This window comes from Fulvivirga lutimaris (assembly GCF_009711525.1).
In the GTDB taxonomy this organism is placed as follows: domain Bacteria; phylum Bacteroidota; class Bacteroidia; order Cytophagales; family Cyclobacteriaceae; genus Fulvivirga; species Fulvivirga lutimaris.
Window position 1 is genome coordinate 1 of sequence record NZ_SMLV01000036.1, and the last position, 479, is coordinate 479.

The 479-nt window shown below is 38.2% G+C and carries 1 protein-coding gene; it reads left to right on the forward strand.

What is annotated here, in order from left to right:
* The coding region (locus tag E1140_RS00070; RefSeq protein ID WP_155177925.1) for a glycosyltransferase at positions 1 to 479 on the forward strand (479 nt) is incomplete at both ends.

Below are 479 nucleotides of genomic sequence, written 5' to 3' on the forward strand. Positions count from 1 at the left end.
AGCGCTATCATAAAATTACTTATTCCCTCAATAAGCTAACTTTTAACTGGCAAACTAAAGCAATTGCTGTTTCTGACGATGTAGGATATTCCATAAAAGAGAATATACAGCCAAAAGTGAATGTTGGTACCATTCTGAATGGTGTTAATACAGAATATTTTCAACGGATAACAAAGTCAGAGGCTTATAAGGCATTAGAAAAGGAAGGGTTTGATTTTCCAACTAATCGCCTGGTAGTAGGCACGGTGGCTGTGTTCAGGTTCCAAAAAAGGTTGGAGGAATGGATGGAGGTGTTTTATGACGCAAAACAACAAAACCCAAACTTGCTCGGAATCATAGTTGGTGATGGTCCCTTTAAGGAGAGGCTTGTAGAAAAAAGGAAGGCATTAGGATTAGAAAAGGATATTATCATGCCGGGTCTCCAAACCAATACAAAGGCGTGGTTTTCTATTATGGATATTTTCATGATGACTTCTGAA